Origin of the sequence: Morganella sp. BCCO 40_0007 (assembly GCF_032989665.1) — a bacterium.
Lineage (GTDB): Bacteria > Pseudomonadota > Gammaproteobacteria > Enterobacterales > Enterobacteriaceae > Morganella > Morganella sibonii.
Genome location: NZ_JAVBIN010000002.1, coordinates 304022 through 318805, shown reverse-complemented (window position 1 = coordinate 318805; position 14784 = coordinate 304022). Strand labels below are relative to the sequence as shown.

Genomic DNA, 14784 nt, shown 5'->3' with positions numbered 1-14784 from the left:
GCGCTTCTCCTTAATCAAGCCGGCGGCGGGTTTTCAGGGCGGTCAGGCCGATAAACACAATGGCTGACAGGATCAGCAGCACCAGATTGCTGATAATCACCGGCATAATATTGCCCGCCAGAAACAGGGTTTGCAGGCTTTCCACAAAGTAGCGCGCCGGGATCACATAGGTCACCACCTGTATCGCCACCGGCATACTGTCGATTTCAAACACAAATCCGGACAGCATAATCGCGGGCAGAAATGCGGCATTCAGGGAGATCATCGCGGCATTAAACTGATTGCGGGTTACCGTGGAAATCAACAGCCCCATGCCGAGTGCAGTGGCAAGATAAAGGGAAGTCACCAGAGCCAGCAGCCACAGCGAACCGCGATACGGCACATCCAGCACATACACCGTCACCACCATACAGAGCACCATCACAAAACTGCCGAGCACCTGATAGGGCAGCAGTTTGGAGAGCAGCAGTTCCGTTTTGGTCACCTGTGTGGAAAGCAGCGCTTCCATGGTACCGCGCTCCCATTCCCGCGCCACCACCAGCGAGGTCAGGATCGCACCGACCACGGTAATAATGATGCTGATTGCGCCCGGAATAATAAAATGCTGGCTGACAGCGGCCGGGTTAAACCAGTAGCGCAGCCGGACATCAATGAGCGGTTCACTGCTGATCCCCTTATCCTGTGCGCGCTGCTGCTGCCAGATTTGCCAGATACCGCTGGCATAGCCCTGCACAAAATTGGCAGTATTTGGCTCGCTGCCGTCCGTAATCACCTGAATTGGTGCGATATCACCCTGACGGGCAAGGCGTTTGTCAAAATCGGCCGGGATCACCACAATACCGCGGATATGTCCTGCCTGAAGTTTATCGATTAATTCATGGCGGTTATCGCTGAGGGTGGCATCAATAAACGGAGAACCGGTAAACGTGCTGATCAGTTCCCGCGCCGGTTCACTCTGCTGATTCACCAGAATCCCGAGGCGCAGTTTTGATGAATCCAGATTGATGCCATAGCCGAAAATAAATAACAGAATCAGCGGAATAACAATGGCGATCAGGGCACTCGACGGGTCGCGGACAATTTGTTTGCTCTCTTTGATGCACAGCGCCCGCAGACGACGCCATGAAAAACCGGAAGGTGCGCTCATGATGCGGCCTCCTGTGCGCTTTCTTTGTCATATTCTTCGACCAGCCCGATAAAGGCATCTTCCATCGACGGATCAGGATGGGTGTCATCCGCGACAGAGGCTTTTAGTTCATCCGGCGTACCGGCGGCAATGATTTTGCCGTGATAGACCAGTCCGATACGGTCACAATATTCCGCCTCATCCATAAAGTGAGTGGTCACCATCACGGTTACACCTTTATCCACCATACCGTTGATATGCAGCCAGAACTCGCGGCGGGTCAGCGGATCAACTCCGGAAGTCGGTTCGTCGAGAAAAAGAATATCCGGCTCATGCATCAGGGCGCAGGCCAGCGCCAGCCGCTGTTTGAAACCGAGCGGTAAATCTTCGGTGGTCTGGCGCAGGATCGGGGTGAAATTAAAGGCATTCACCATATCGTCGATTTTCTGCTGTTGTGCTTTGCCGCGCAGCCCGTAAACACCGGAGAAAAATGTCAGATTCTGGGCGACGGTCAGATTACCGTAGAGGGAAAATTTCTGTGCCATATAACCCAGGCGGCTGCGGGCTTTGGCTGAGCTGGTTTTCAGATCCAGCCCCAGTACCAGGGCGCGGCCGCTGCTCGGGATCATCAGGCCGCACATCATTTTGAACGTGGTGGATTTCCCCGCACCGTTCGGGCCGAGCAGGCCGAAAATCTCCCCGCGCTTAACCTGAAAATCCACATGATCGGTTGCGGCAAAATCACCGAATTTTTTGGTCAGACTGACGGCTTCAATTACGGTTTCATCCGGTGCCGCCGGGATCTGCGGCATAATCTGTGCCAGCTGCGAACGGTGTGACGGGCCGCCGCCGAGCAGATCAATAAACGCATCCTCAAAACGCGGTTTGGCGGGCAGCAGTTCCGCATCCGGGGTATTCAGCGCGCTGAGCAGAGCGCGGGTATCCGCCTGTGGTTTCACAATCAGCCGGACATAACGCCCCTGAATAACACCGTCTGTCACCTGTGGCTGAATCAATGCCTCCTGTAAGATACGGCGGCGCTCACCGGGTTCAGCGGACAGCAGGAAAGAGCGGCCCTCCATGGTTTCTGTCAGCTGTGCCGGTTTGCCTTCATAAATCACTTTTCCCTGATTGAGCAGCAGCACATCGCGGCACTGTTCCGCTTCATCCAGATAAGAGGTACTCCAGAGGATCAGCATGCCGTCATCGGCGAGGGAGTGCACCATCCGCCACAACTCGCGGCGGGCGATAGGATCGACCCCCACACCCGGCTCATCGAGCAGCAGTACCTGCGGCTGCCCGAGCAGTGTACAGGCCAGGCCCAACTTCTGTTTCATACCGCCGGAGAGTTTGCCTGCCATACGGCCGGTAAAGCGGGTCAGATCGGTAAAGGTCAGCAGGCGGTCAAAAACCGCCTGTTGTTCGTGGTGTGGCAGGCCGCGCAGTTCGGCATATAAACGGAGGTTTTCCATCACGGACAGATCTTCATACAGCCCGAATTTTTGCGGCATATAACCGAGCTGTGCGCGCAAAGCGACACTGTCCTCAATCGGATCAAACCCGGCGACGCGGATCTCTCCGCTGTCCGGTTTCAGCAGCCCGGCCAGCATACGGATCAGCGTGGTTTTTCCGGCACCGTCAGGCCCGGCAAGCCCGGTCACACCACCGCCCTGAATCGTGGTGGTCAGCCGGTCAACGGCCGGATTATCAAGGCCGGGAAAATGCTTTTCGACCGCACTGAGGGAGATAGTGATGTCTGACATCGTCTCTCCTTACGACTGCGGCTCTTCGTTATCAAAGCGGATGGTGACCGGCATCCCCTGACGCAGCAGCGGATCGGCATCGGTCACGACAATGCGCAGACGGTAGACCAGATCGGTTCTCAGCGCCGGGGTTTCAACGGATTTCGGGGTAAATTCGGCGGTCGGGGAAACAAATCCCACATGACCGTGATACGGTTTGCCCGGGCGGCTGTCGGTTTCCAGCAGGACTTTGCGTCCGGGTTGTGCCTGTCCCAGTTCATTTTCACTGACATACGCCCGTACCCATACCGGATTGGTCAGCGTCAGTGTAAACACCGTGCTGCCTGCCGGTAAAATTGTGCCGGGTTCAATGGCTCGGGTCAGAATAGTTCCTTCTGCCGGTGCGGTCAGCCGGGTATCGGCCAGATCAAGCTTCGCCTGCTCCACTGCGGCTTCGGCCTGTTTCAGCTGTCCGCGTGCTTCGGCAATCTCTTCTTTGCGGTAACCGTTTTCCAGCTGATTGAGTTTATCCTGTGAGGCTTTCAGTGCCGCATCGGCCTGATTGCGCTGATTCCGGGCATTTTCCAGGTCATTGGCGGAGATGGCACGACTTTTCATCAGTCCGGCCTGGCGCTGATAAAACTGACGGGCGAATTCTGCCGCCGCGGTATTGCGGGCAACATCCGCTTTTGCCTGTGCGATTTCTTCCGGACGGTAGCCGGTTTCCATCAGCAATAGTGCAGCCTGCGCACTGTCCCGTACCCCCTCTGCTTTCAGCAGGGCGTGGCGGTACGGCGTATCATCCAGCATACCGAGTAACTCTCCGGGCTGCACAGCAGCACCTTCATCCGCATTCAGGGATTGCAGCTTGCCGCCGACACGAAAACCAAGATTCACCGTCCGGATATCCACATTACCGTACAGCAGGGCGGGCCCCGACGGGCGGGACTCCCACCAGTACCATCCGCCGGCACCCGCCAGCAGAATCAGAATAATGATAAATATCCCGGTTTTTTTCATTGGTTTCATGAATTGGTTTCCAGTGAGTTATCAGAGACAGTGGTGTATCAGTTCCGGTAATGCTGCTGTAATCCGCTGAGCAGCAGGCGGATATGTTCACGCAGCACATTATTGATCATGTCATACTCTTTCGGACCGATATTGTCCCAGCCGGTCTGGCGCAGCAGATTTTCCCGTGCCAGACGGAAAGACAATATTTCACCCATCAGGGCGTGCGTATGGATAAGGGTATTGATATGACCGTCCGGCAGCCCGGTATAGCGGGCAACTAACCTGGCCTGACGGGTAAAAATCGCTGACAGCGCCTGTTCGTGGATAAGCGTGTAGGCTTTGGTCGGAATTAACTGTTCACGTGACATAATCCGGCTGATATTAATATTGCCCTTCTTCAGTACCAGTTCATTATAGGCGAGAAAACTCAGCTCAATCAGCTGCAAACAGCGGGATTCATCCTGCCCGTCCGTACCGTTTGCCAGAAACAAATCAATTTCTTCAATGACAGGACGGAATTCATCACGGATAATGTCGGCAATATGCTGTGCCACGGCCAGATACAACCCGTCTTTTGAGCCGAAATAATAAGCAATAGCTGCGATATTTTGATCCGCACGTTGTGCAATCTGGCGAGTAGTGGCACTATTTGGGCCGTTCAGTCCGAAAATCTCAATAGCGGCTTCCAGTAAAGCGAGTTTGGCTTGTTCGCCTCGCGGCGTATTAGTCGTATTGACTGACATGGCGTATATCCTTATAGGTGTGTCGGCATAAACGAGAGATCAATCATATGATTAACTGTATGCTCATCAGTATCTGTTGTAAATGAGCAGTAAGCAACGGATTGATCACAGACGTATTTTATCGATATTTCTTCCGGAGTGACGGATTAATTTTCGACATTCAATTATCAGCAGGCCCCGCAGACAACAGACCGGGGCGGAGTCTTAACAATTCATGAGTTTTTCATCATTACCATTATGCCCGGAAATTCAGAAGGCCGTCGCAGAGATGGGCTACGAGCAGCCGACCCCGATTCAGATGCAGGCCATTCCTCAGGTGCTTGCCGGACATGACTTATTAGCCAGCGCACAAACCGGTACAGGAAAAACCGCCGGTTTTACCTTACCTATCCTGCAATATTTACAGGATAATCCGCGCAAAGGCGGCGGGCGTCCGGTACGCGCGCTGATCCTGTCCCCGACCCGCGAACTGGCAGCACAGATCGGCGAAAACGTCCGTGAGTACAGCCGTCACCTGCGTACCCGCTCTCTGGTTGTCTTCGGCGGGGTGAGTATCAATCCGCAGATGATGAAACTGCGCAGCGGCGTGGATATCCTGATTGCCACCCCGGGGCGTCTGCTGGATCTGGAACATCAGAATGCGGTGGATTTATCCAAAGTTGAAATTCTGGTGCTGGATGAAGCTGACCGCATGCTGGATATGGGCTTTATCCATGATATCCGCCGTGTTATCAAAAAATTACCGGTAAAACGTCAGAATCTGCTGTTTTCCGCGACATTCTCCACCGGCATCAAATCACTGGCGAATACCATCCTGAATAATCCGGTGACGGTGGAAGTTTCCCCGCGCAACAGTGCCTCACAGCAGATCACGCAGTTTGTGCATCTGGTGGATAAAAAACGTAAAGCCGAACTGCTGGCACACCTGATTGGCCGTGATAACTGGGAGCAGGTACTGATTTTCACCCGCACCAAACACGGTGCCAACCGTCTGGCGGAATTCCTCAACGGCAGCGGCATTAAAGCGGCGGCTATTCACGGTAACAAATCCCAGGGCGCACGTACCCGTGCACTGGCAGATTTCAAAAGCGGAGCGATCCGCGCACTGGTCGCGACAGATATCGCGGCACGCGGCCTGGATATCGAACAGCTGCCGTATGTCGTGAACTATGAACTGCCGAATGTGGCGGAAGATTACGTTCACCGTATCGGCCGTACCGGGCGTGCGGAGGCTACCGGCCTGGCATTATCACTGGTATGTGTCGATGAGCATGATTTATTACGCGACATCGAAAAACTGCTGAAAAAGCAAATCGAACGGATGGCTGAACCGGGCTACGATCCGGACCCGTCTATCAAAGCCGAACCTATCCAGAAAGCGAAGCAGGGCCGCGGCGGTAACGGCCGTTCCGGCGGCGGACGTCAGGGCGGACAGGGACGCAGCACTGAAGGCCGCAGTAACAGCGGTGGCGGCGACAAACGTCCGCCGCGTCCGCGCCAGCACAAACCGCGTTCCGGTAACAGCGACTCCGGCAGCCCGTGGGGTAACCGGGGTAAATAACGGTACCGGCTCATGCGTGTCCTTTTAGCACCGATGCAGGGGGTCCTTGACCCCCTTGTCCGCCATCTGCTGACGGCGGTGAATGATTATGATCTCTGTATTACCGAGTTTGTCCGTGTGGTGGATATGCTGCTGCCGGAGAAACTGTTTTTCCGTCTCTGCCCGGAGCTGGAACACGGCGGCCTGACTGAATCCGGAACACCGGTGCGGGTTCAGCTGCTGGGGCAGTTCCCGCAGTGGCTGGCAGAAAATGCCGCGCGGGCGGCAGAACTCGGCTCGCACGGGGTGGATCTCAACTGCGGCTGTCCGTCCAAAACCGTGAACGGCAGCGGCGGCGGGGCGACTCTGCTGAAAGACCCGGAACTGATTTATCAGGGTACCAAAGCTATCCGTGAGGCGGTTCCCGCGCATCTGCCGGTATCTGTGAAAGTGCGGCTCGGCTGGAGCAGCAATGCCCATCAGTTTGAAATCGCTGATGCGGTGGCACAGGGCGGGGCGACCGAGATCACTGTACACGGGCGCACCAAAGAGGCGGGCTATCGCGCGGATCTGATTGACTGGCCGGCGATTGCCGCTATCCGTCACCGGCTGCCCATTCCGGTGATTGCCAACGGTGAGATCCGCGACCGGCAGAGTGCTCTGCAATGTCTGGCGGTCACCGGATGTGATGCGGTGATGCTCGGACGCGGGGCGCTCAATGTGCCCAACCTGAGCCGTGTGGTCAAACACGATGCGCCTTTTATGCCGTGGCCGGATGTTGTGGCATTACTGCACCGTTATACGCAGCTGGAAAAACAGGGTGATACCGGGCTGTATCATGTGGCACGTATCAAACAGTGGTTCAGTTATCTGCATAAAGCGTATCCGCAGGAAGCGGATGAGCTCTTTGCTGTTATCCGTCCGCTGAAAGATTCCTCATCGATTGCACAGGCGATTGCCCGGGCTCAGAGCGCATAAAATTTGCTTTTTTTGTCATATGACACTTTAATTGACAGGTGAACCGGATTTTTTCTTAACCCGTTAATACAGCAGGAGGCAGTAATGAATTTTCTTTCCTGGATTATTTTTGGTTTGATTGCAGGTGTGCTGGCGAAGTGGATTATGCCCGGAACCTATAGTATCGGATTTATTATGACCATTATATTAGGGGTCGTCGGTGCTGTTGTCGGGGGATATATCAGTGTTTTCTTCGGCAAAGGCCGGGTTGACGGGTTTAATTTCGGTAGTTTTGTTGTGGCCGTTATCGGTGCGATGGTTGTGCTGTTTCTTGCCGGGAAGTTTACGGGCTGACAGCCATATAACAGATAAAAAAATGCCGGAGTCACTGATGTGCTCCGGCATTTTTTTATGGTTCGATCGGCAGGGTATCTGAACCGCCCCATTCCGCCCATGAACCGTCATACAGACGGACATTCTGATGGCCGGTAAGTGTCAGCGCCAGCAGCAGCACCGCAGCGGTCATGCCGGAGCCGCAGGACACCACAAGGTATTTGCTTAAATCCACACCCGCATCACGGAACAATTGCTGAATCTGTGTCGGGGATTTGAAGATCCCGTTTTCCACCAGTGTATTCCACGGCACATTGCAACTGCCCGGAATATGGCCGGAACGCACGCCGGGACGCGGGTCCGGAGCCAGTGCCTGAAAACGGTCGGCAGAACGGGCATCAACAATCTGAATTTCCGGGTCGGTAATCGCCAGCAGCACATCATCTTTATTCACGGCATTATGGCGCTGAAACTCAGGAACAAACGTTTTTGCCTGCGGCAGCGGGATCTCACCACTTTCGGTGTTATAACCGGCATTGATCCAGGCGTGCAGTCCGCCCTGTAAAATACACAGATTTTTCACACCGAAGGTTTTCAGTGTCCACCAGGCACGCGGGGCGGAGAACAGGTTACCCTGATCATAAATAATCACCATGGTGTCATTATCAATCCCCAGCTCACCGGCGGCCTGCGCGAATACTTCCGGTGACGGCAGCATATGCGGCAGCGGGGAGGCGCGATCAGCGACTTTATCCTGATCAAAATAGTGTGCGCCGGGAATATGGCGCTCAAGCCACAACTGACGGCAATCTGCGGGCTGAACGGGTGGTGCTTTGCTGACATCGAGCACGACAAGATTTTCATCATTCAGGTGCGTGTGCAGCCAGTCTGCTGTCACAAAATAGTCTCGGTACATCGCAATAACCTCGTTAGCAGGACGCAGAGTATTACCGGGTTTCTCCGGTGGTCGTTTCCTGCGCCGTGGATGGAGTCTCAGGGGCAACCGAACGATTATACATGTTCATTCCGGCAAGAAAAACGCCGCCGAGAGAGCCGAAAGCAAAAATAAAAATGAAAATAATCAATAATTTCTTCATAGATGTATTCTGATCTTATCTGATATAGCCTGTCTGCCGGATAAATCCGGAGTGATGTTGATTAATTGTAACAAACTATTGAAAGAACCGTATGCAGAAAATGAGCGGTAACGGCCCGGACATGCTGATTTTTTTTCTGTAGTGTGAAACAATAGCGCCCTGTTTATTTATCCATAGGTTTTTCTGATGCCCCTTTCCGCCACCGTCAAACAACAAATCAGCGCCTGGTACAAAGCCCTGCCGGAGCAGATTGACGGCTTTGTTCCGCGCGCACCGCAGCGGGAGATGATTGCGGAAGTCGCCCGGACCATGGCGGGGGATGAGGGACGGCATCTGGTGATTGAAGCTCCGACCGGGGTGGGGAAAACCCTCTCTTATCTGATCCCCGGGATTGCCGTGGCGCGTGAGCAGCAAAAACTGCTGGTGATCAGCACCGCTAACGTCGCATTACAGGATCAGATCTACAGCAAAGATCTGCCGCTGCTGGCAAAAATTATCCCTGATCTGCGTTTTACCGGCGCATTCGGGCGCGGGCGCTATGTCTGTCCGCGCAATATGGCGGTGATCGGTGCGGCAGAAGGCGAACAGATAGATCTGATGCTGCTGCTGGAAGATAAAGCGGATGTGGCAACAGCGTCTGAACGTGACACGGTGCGGCAGCTGCAGAATGATTTTACCTCTTTCGGCTGGGACGGCCTGCGCGACCACCATAAAACATCTATTCCGGACAGCCTATGGCGTAAAATCAGCACCGACAAACTCAGCTGCCTCGGCCGCAACTGCCAGTACTACTCGCGTTGTCCGTTTTTCCTGGCGCGGCGTGAAATTGAAAGTGTGGATGTGGTGGTTGCCAACCATGCGCTGGTGATGGCGGCAATGGAAAATGAATCTGTTCTGCCGGAAAGCAAAAAACTGCTGCTGGTGCTGGATGAGGGGCACCATATTGCCGATGTGGCCCGTGACTCCCTGGAAGTGGAGGGGGATATCACCCTGGTATCACTTCAGGCACAACTGGATAACCTTTCCCGCTTTGTCACGCAGTATCTGCAACAGTTTCGTCCGGTAAAACCACCGAAACTGGCGGACAGCGCGCGTCTGCAAAAACATCTGGAAGCGATGTCGGACGTGTACCGTGATGTGGCAATGTATACACAGGCGCTGCTGCCGGAGCAGGCAGCAGATCCGCACTATCTGTTTCCGCTTGGGGAACTGCCGGAACCGCTGACCGCAGCTGCTCAGCAGCTGTCAAAACAGACAGATGCCCTGCACAGCATGGTGGAGGGGATTCTCAGTGACCTGAACGAACAGACAGCAAAACAGGATATTGTCCGGCTGCACAAGGCTATCCTCACCGCCGGTAAATTTCTCGGCGCACTGGAAAGCAGCGCTAAACTGTGGCGTCTGGCGGCGCTCTCTGAAATCTCACACGCGCCGGTTTCAAAATGGCTCAGCCGCCGCTATGAAAAGAATCAGTCTCACCTCTGGTTCCACTGCGCGGGTATCCGCGTCAGCGAACAGCTCGGGCATCTGTTATGGCGCAATGTGCCGAATATCGTGGTGACCTCAGCGACACTGCGTTCACTCAACAGTTTCAGCCGGTTACAGGAAATGACCGGACTGAGTGAAAAGGCGGATGACCGCTTTGTGGCACTCGGTTCCCCGTTTGATCACTGCCGCCAGGGGCGTCTGGTGATCCCGAAAATGCATTATGAGCCGACGCCGGCGGATGAAGCCGCGCATATCAGTGAAATGGCGCGTTACTTCCGCTCACAGCTGGCATCCGGTGAACACCGCGGTATGCTGGTGCTGTTTAACAGTCAGCGGGCGATGGATCTTTTTCTTACCCATGTGACGGACTTGCGGCTGCAACTGCTGGTACAGGGCGATCAGCCCCGTTACCGGCTGGTGGAAACCCACTGTCAGCGGATACGGGACGGGCAGACCAGTGTGCTGATTGGTCTTCACTCTTTTGCGGAGGGGCTTGATCTGAAAGGTGATTACCTGACGCAGGTTCATATCCATAAAATCGCGTTTCCGCCGGTCACTAACCCGGTGATTATCACGGAAAACGACTGGCTGAAATCCCTGAACCGTTATCCGTTTGAAGTCCAGAGCCTGCCGGGCGCGTCATTTACCCTGATCCAGCAGGTCGGACGGCTGATCCGCAGTCATCAGTGTCACGGTGATGTGGTGATTTATGACCAGCGCCTGCTGACCAAACGGTACGGCAGCAGGCTGCTTAATGCATTACCGGTGTTTCCGATTGTGCGTCCGGATATTGAACCGGAAAAATAATATAAACAAATAACGGTTATTCTGCTGTGGCGGTAAAGGTCACATTACCGCCATAATCATTGATATTGCTGATAATCAGCCGGTCACCGCGTTTAACCGCTCTTTTTACCGCGATTTCTGAACGGCTTTTCGGTTGCAGCATAAAGGATTTATGCAGTATTTGTTTTTTATCCGCCAGCGTTATTTCCGTAATGGTAATGTGATACGGCGAATTATTATTTATCAGGATTGAATGACTGCCGGACTGAAATGTAACCTGCTGAGTGGCGGTATTTCTGTCACTTAACCCGGCGGGACGGTAAAACATTTTAAACCGGGAACGAACGGCCAGTTGCACGGAATCTTTTGCTTCCGCTGAAGGCGTTTTACTGACCGGCGGAATATCCAGAACATTCAGCCACCACAGACTTTCTCTGTCGGCCGGTATTGTGCTTTTATCCATCAGCCGGATGCGCAGTGTCTGACTTGAGCCGGGATTAATACGCGAGATCGGCGGTGTCAGCTCAAACGGTGTGACAGGTAATTTTGCGGTCAGCTCTTCAGAATCACCGGGGTCAAGCCAGTACTGAACAAATGCCGCATTGGCGGATTCATTACTTATCAGGGCCGTAATATTATGTGCATCTTCCGGATAAATATACCGTGTGCTGTCCGGACTGACACCGTCAGCGAAAGAAAAGGCACTGATAAAATACACGATCAATAACAGATGTAATTTCATTTTATTTCCCCGCTATGCCCAAAGGAATATATAAGCAGGTATTATTACTTAGATAATCATCTGCTATAATTACGTGTTAACGTATTCCTCTTATCTCATTTAATTTTATGGTTTTTTTCTGTTTTTGAAATACGTATTTCTTCGGCTTATAGCGTATTATGGAATACCACTGATACCACAGAATAAAAAGCAAAAAAATACCGCCCGGAGGCGGTATAAAGGGTAGGATTGACTCACAAGGTCTTACTGTTTTTATTTTTTACGACACATACTCACACATGAGATGTCTATTTCAGCCCGCAACCCGCCGGTTACGGTGCTGTATTTCTGATCATTATTCGATATTGGCTTCGATAAACCACAGGTACTGGTCGAGGTCGCGGGAGGCGGCAGTAAACATGTCTGCGGTATTTTCATCCTCAGCACGGCTGACGGCACGGCGGATATCGTTGGCGACGATGGCATAACGGTCGGCCAGTGCTTTCAGGTGATCCTGCACGCTGTGGATATCGGTCGGATAAGCCGGTAAAGCGGTGGCCTTACTGATAGCCTGTGAGGTGCCGAGTGCCACACCACCGAGCTGAACAGCGCGTTCGGCAAAGGTATCGAGGTGGCTGTTCAGGCTGTCGCGGAAGCCGTCCAGCATTTCATGTATGGCAATGAAGTTGCGGCCGCGCAGATTCCAGTGCGCCTGTTTGGTCATCAGAGACAGGTCGATAAACTGCAGAACCTGATGATTCAGTTCATCAATGGTTTCTTGTTTAATATCATCAGTAACATCGTTACGGGTGTACACTAAGTGAGAAGCGGTGGTTTTCACTAATTTTGCGGTGCTCATTATTGTTCCCCTTATTTATTCCGTTAAACATTATTCAGTTAAACATTTCTGTTTCGATGGGGTTACTATAGGGCAGCGCAGATAATAGTTAAATTCGATTAAATCTATAGAATCGATAGGCAAACCGGCACAAGGCCGGTTTCAGTATGGCAGGTGATTACTCAACAGATTTGATTTTTGACTTCGGTTTGATGGTCAGAGCCGCGCCCATGGAGGCTACCACAATGCAGCTCAGCGCCAGCCATTGTGCGAATGACAGATGCTCATGCAGGAAAATAATCCCGACCATTGCACCAATGACCGGCTCCAGACTCATCAGGATGCCGAATGTCCGTGTCGGCAGGCGGGTCAGTGCCACCATCTCCAGCGAATACGGAAAGGCGGTTGATAAGATTGCCACTGCCACACCAACCGGCAGTACCGCCCAGCTGAACATCACACTCAGATCACTGTGATATGCCCCGACAGGGAAGAAAATCAGCGCGGCGATAAGCGAGCCGACGGACACTGTGGCTGCGCCGTAAAAGCGCCCGGCCCGCTGGCCGAAAATAATATAGAGCGCCCAGCCCGCACCGGCACCCAGGGCATACAGCATCCCGATCGGGTCCAGTTGCTCAAGATCCCCGATCTGCTCACCGAGCGGCAGCAAAAAGGCCAGACCGGCGATCACCAGAATAATCCAGAGATAATCCGTTATTTTCCGTGCACCGAACATGGCCACAGCCAGTGGTCCGGTAAATTCCAGTGCCACCGCGATCCCGAGCGGGATGGTGGTCAGTGCCAGATAGAACAGATAGTTCATCACCCCGAGAGACAGACCGTATCCCAGCACCGGCAGCAGTGATGCACGGGTAAAACGCAGCCGCCAGGGCTTAAAAATCACCAGCAGAATAGCCGTACCCAGCAGCAGACGCAGGGCGGTCACCCCCGGCGCGCCGATAACCGGGAACAGGGTTTTCGCCAGTGAGGCACCGCTCTGAATAGAGATCATCGACAACAGCAATAAGCCGATCGGTAACCACGGAGAACCATTTTGCTGGCGGGGAGACGCGGACATTAAGAACCTCGGGAGCAATAAAAATGCGGTGAAACAATCAGTTATGTGGAATTACATGCAAAAGGCAGAACTCGTTATGCAATCTTAGCGGGGCTGATGACGGATAGCAATTACTGATTTAAGAGGATATTAATCCGCCGGCAGAGGTTGCGGGATAACATAGCAAAATCTGACGAGTGCTATCTTCAGACCGCTTGCGTATACTGGCTCCCGGTTTTTCAATTCATCACGATAAGGACAGGGCAAATATGCGGGATATTAAACGAATAGCAGTCTATTGCGGGTCAGCAGCGGGTGCATCAGAGATTTACCGTCATGAAGCCGTGAAATTTGCCCGGGTTTTGGTTGAGCAGGGGATTACCCTGGTTTACGGCGGAGCCAGTGTGGGGATCATGGGAACGGTGGCGGATACCGTGCTGCGTGAGGGTGGACAGGCTATCGGTGTGATCCCGGCCTTGCTGGAGGGGCGTGAAATTGCCCATAAAAATCTGACTGAACTTCACCGTGTCAGCACCATGCATGAACGCAAAAGCAAAATGATTGAACTGGCAGACGGATTTGTCGCGCTGCCGGGCGGCTTCGGCACTCTGGAAGAGTTTGCGGAAGTCTTTACCTGGAGCCAGATCGGGCTGCATCAGAAGCCGGTCGGGCTGATGAACATCAATAACTATTATGATCCGCTGCTGTCACTGATCAATAAAATGACCGATGAACAGTTTATGCAGGAAAAATACCGTCATATGGCGATCACCGAAACTGACGGTAACGCACTTATCCGCCGTTTCCGTGACTATGAGGCGCCGGCGGTCAAAACCTACGATTAACAGGAGAACACCATGATAATCCGCCCCGCAACACTGAATGACACTGATCGCATTGCTGAGCTTTATCAGCAGTTATTTGTTCTGATGGCGGAATATCAGCCCGATCGCTGGCGTCCGGCGGAGCAGGATCGCGGATTTATCGAAAATGCCGTTGCGGATGAGAGATTTTGTCTGCTGGTCGCGGAAACGGAAGACGGTATCGCCGGGTTTGCCTTTGCACAGACACAGGATACCTCACCTTACACCTGCGTGGTGCCGCGCCGTTTCGGTTATATCTTTGATATTGTGGTTGATCCGGCAGTACGCGGGCAGGGCACCGGTAAAAAACTGCTGGATGCTGTCAAAACCTGGTCAAAAGAGCAGGGACATACACATCTGGAGTTATCGGTACTGCCGGAAAACACCGGTGCGCTGCGGTTATATGAGCGTGAAGGTTATCAGCCGGTGATCCACACGCTGGCAATTAAGCACTGAGATAAAAAAACCTCATCATGGATGAG

Annotated in this window: 15 protein-coding genes; 6 read left to right on the top strand and 9 right to left on the bottom strand. The window is 53.3% G+C overall.

The features are described 5' to 3' along the window. Positions 1–10: 10 nt before the first annotated feature. Genes R5268_RS03500 through cecR form a run of 4 tightly spaced genes read right to left on the bottom strand, consistent with a single transcriptional unit; the run spans position 11 to position 4622 of the window. Complete coding sequence (locus R5268_RS03500; protein WP_046893751.1) at positions 11–1147, bottom strand: ABC transporter permease; 1137 nt, start codon at positions 1145–1147, stop codon at positions 11–13. Further along, on the bottom strand, positions 1144–2889 hold the full coding sequence (locus tag R5268_RS03495) for an ATP-binding cassette domain-containing protein (protein ID WP_317418663.1): 1746 nt from the start codon (positions 2887–2889) through the stop codon (positions 1144–1146). Before R5268_RS03495 ends, R5268_RS03500 begins: the two co-directional genes overlap by 4 nt. 9 nt (positions 2890–2898) lie before the next feature. Then, entirely contained in the window at positions 2899–3897 is a 999-nt protein-coding gene (gene hlyD / locus R5268_RS03490; RefSeq protein ID WP_107678151.1) for a secretion protein HlyD, read from the bottom strand. Between the two features lie 38 nt (positions 3898–3935). Beyond that, a complete protein-coding gene (gene cecR / locus R5268_RS03485; protein WP_317418664.1) occupies positions 3936–4622 on the bottom strand; it encodes a transcriptional regulator CecR in 687 nt (228 codons plus the stop codon). Between the two features lie 214 nt (positions 4623–4836). On the opposite strand from cecR, the gene rhlE reads away from it, so the two are divergent. From rhlE to R5268_RS03470, 3 genes are all read left to right on the top strand, one after another. Then, positions 4837–6183, top strand: a complete 1347-nt coding sequence (rhlE, locus tag R5268_RS03480) for an ATP-dependent RNA helicase RhlE (RefSeq protein ID WP_107678152.1) — start codon at positions 4837–4839, stop codon at positions 6181–6183. Positions 6184–6195: 12 nt separating this feature from the next. Then, positions 6196–7140 carry a tRNA dihydrouridine(16) synthase DusC gene (gene dusC, locus R5268_RS03475; RefSeq protein ID WP_317418665.1) on the top strand — a complete coding sequence of 315 codons (945 nt, stop codon included), beginning with the start codon at positions 6196–6198 and terminating at the stop codon, positions 7138–7140. A gap of 84 nt (positions 7141–7224) precedes the next feature. Beyond that, positions 7225–7473, top strand: a complete 249-nt coding sequence (locus tag R5268_RS03470; protein ID WP_317418666.1) for a GlsB/YeaQ/YmgE family stress response membrane protein — start codon at positions 7225–7227, stop codon at positions 7471–7473. A gap of 55 nt (positions 7474–7528) precedes the next feature. On the opposite strand, the gene sseA is transcribed toward R5268_RS03470, so the two are convergent. Beyond that, positions 7529–8368 carry a 3-mercaptopyruvate sulfurtransferase gene (sseA, locus tag R5268_RS03465; protein WP_317418667.1) on the bottom strand — a complete coding sequence of 280 codons (840 nt, stop codon included), beginning with the start codon at positions 8366–8368 and terminating at the stop codon, positions 7529–7531. 31 nt (positions 8369–8399) lie between these two features. Next, complete coding sequence (locus R5268_RS03460; protein ID WP_004235712.1) at positions 8400–8549, bottom strand: hypothetical protein; 150 nt, start codon at positions 8547–8549, stop codon at positions 8400–8402. A 186-nt stretch (positions 8550–8735) separates the two neighbouring features. Between R5268_RS03460 and dinG the strand changes: the two genes are divergently transcribed. Next, positions 8736–10844 (top strand): ATP-dependent DNA helicase DinG, encoded by a 2109-nt coding sequence (gene dinG / locus R5268_RS03455; protein ID WP_182104842.1) that lies wholly within the window; start codon positions 8736–8738, stop codon positions 10842–10844. 16 nt (positions 10845–10860) lie between these two features. On the opposite strand, the gene R5268_RS03450 is transcribed toward dinG, so the two are convergent. The 3 genes from R5268_RS03450 to rhtA all read right to left on the bottom strand — a co-directional run bounded on the left by R5268_RS03450 (position 10861) and on the right by rhtA (position 13460). Continuing rightward, a complete protein-coding gene (locus R5268_RS03450) occupies positions 10861–11565 on the bottom strand; it encodes a molecular chaperone (RefSeq protein ID WP_317418668.1) in 705 nt (234 codons plus the stop codon). Positions 11566–11899: 334 nt separating this feature from the next. Next, positions 11900–12403 carry a DNA starvation/stationary phase protection protein Dps gene (gene dps / locus R5268_RS03445; protein WP_218455236.1) on the bottom strand — a complete coding sequence of 168 codons (504 nt, stop codon included), beginning with the start codon at positions 12401–12403 and terminating at the stop codon, positions 11900–11902. Between the two features lie 157 nt (positions 12404–12560). Then, positions 12561–13460, bottom strand: coding sequence for a threonine/homoserine exporter RhtA (rhtA, locus tag R5268_RS03440; protein WP_107678160.1), 900 nt, complete (start codon positions 13458–13460; stop codon positions 12561–12563). A 248-nt stretch (positions 13461–13708) separates the two neighbouring features. Here rhtA and R5268_RS03435 point away from each other — a divergent pair, with 248 nt between their 5' ends. Both R5268_RS03435 and R5268_RS03430 read left to right on the top strand, forming a co-directional pair. After that, a complete protein-coding gene (locus tag R5268_RS03435; RefSeq protein WP_052926207.1) occupies positions 13709–14284 on the top strand; it encodes a TIGR00730 family Rossman fold protein in 576 nt (191 codons plus the stop codon). 12 nt (positions 14285–14296) lie between these two features. Further along, positions 14297–14758 (top strand): GNAT family N-acetyltransferase, encoded by a 462-nt coding sequence (locus R5268_RS03430; RefSeq protein WP_317418669.1) that lies wholly within the window; start codon positions 14297–14299, stop codon positions 14756–14758. The last annotated feature ends 26 nt before the right edge of the window (positions 14759–14784 follow it).

Excerpts from the sequence above, each read along its gene's own strand:
- R5268_RS03500 (WP_046893751.1), bottom strand. The coding sequence starts at position 1,147 with ATGAGCGCACCTTCCGGTTTTTCATGGCGTCGTCTGCGGGCGCTGTGC.
- R5268_RS03495 (WP_317418663.1), bottom strand. The coding sequence starts at position 2,889 with ATGTCAGACATCACTATCTCCCTCAGTGCGGTCGAAAAGCATTTTCCC.
- hlyD (WP_107678151.1), bottom strand. The coding sequence starts at position 3,897 with ATGAAACCAATGAAAAAAACCGGGATATTTATCATTATTCTGATTCTG.
- cecR (WP_317418664.1), bottom strand. The coding sequence starts at position 4,622 with ATGTCAGTCAATACGACTAATACGCCGCGAGGCGAACAAGCCAAACTC.
- rhlE (WP_107678152.1), top strand. The coding sequence starts at position 4,837 with ATGAGTTTTTCATCATTACCATTATGCCCGGAAATTCAGAAGGCCGTC.
- dusC (WP_317418665.1), top strand. The coding sequence starts at position 6,196 with ATGCGTGTCCTTTTAGCACCGATGCAGGGGGTCCTTGACCCCCTTGTC.
- R5268_RS03470 (WP_317418666.1), top strand. The coding sequence starts at position 7,225 with ATGAATTTTCTTTCCTGGATTATTTTTGGTTTGATTGCAGGTGTGCTG.
- sseA (WP_317418667.1), bottom strand. The coding sequence starts at position 8,368 with ATGTACCGAGACTATTTTGTGACAGCAGACTGGCTGCACACGCACCTG.
- R5268_RS03460 (WP_004235712.1), bottom strand. The coding sequence starts at position 8,549 with ATGAAGAAATTATTGATTATTTTCATTTTTATTTTTGCTTTCGGCTCT.
- dinG (WP_182104842.1), top strand. The coding sequence starts at position 8,736 with ATGCCCCTTTCCGCCACCGTCAAACAACAAATCAGCGCCTGGTACAAA.
- R5268_RS03450 (WP_317418668.1), bottom strand. The coding sequence starts at position 11,565 with ATGAAATTACATCTGTTATTGATCGTGTATTTTATCAGTGCCTTTTCT.
- dps (WP_218455236.1), bottom strand. The coding sequence starts at position 12,403 with ATGAGCACCGCAAAATTAGTGAAAACCACCGCTTCTCACTTAGTGTAC.
- rhtA (WP_107678160.1), bottom strand. The coding sequence starts at position 13,460 with ATGTCCGCGTCTCCCCGCCAGCAAAATGGTTCTCCGTGGTTACCGATC.
- R5268_RS03435 (WP_052926207.1), top strand. The coding sequence starts at position 13,709 with ATGCGGGATATTAAACGAATAGCAGTCTATTGCGGGTCAGCAGCGGGT.
- R5268_RS03430 (WP_317418669.1), top strand. The coding sequence starts at position 14,297 with ATGATAATCCGCCCCGCAACACTGAATGACACTGATCGCATTGCTGAG.